This is a genomic window from Thermus sp. FJN-A (genome assembly GCF_054655095.1).
The window spans coordinates 1-237 of record NZ_BAAHSC010000211.1; the positions used below are offsets into that span (position 1 = coordinate 1).

Genomic DNA, 237 nt, shown 5'->3' on the forward strand with positions numbered 1-237 from the left:
GTATAACCCAAGTTGCTACCCAGCCATCTTCTGGGTCAGGAGACTGATGTTATGGGCCAGGACGAAGGTGAGAACTTTGATGACGAAACCCTCCTGGGTCACGGCGTGGATGCGCCTGGGGAAGAGGTGATGGAGCATGCTCCCCACCGTCTCCACCACCCTCCGCCCCACGATGGCCAGGTACTGCATCCAAGGGAGATACCGCCGGCTGTTCCTCCTGCGGATGACCATGGGAAC

The 237-nt window shown here is 59.5% G+C and carries 1 pseudogene; it reads right to left on the bottom strand.

The window, feature by feature from the left end:
- Positions 1 to 15: 15 nt before the first annotated feature.
- Positions 16 to 237, bottom strand: a pseudogene (locus ACYQ0J_RS10285) (IS982 family transposase); the annotation flags it as partial.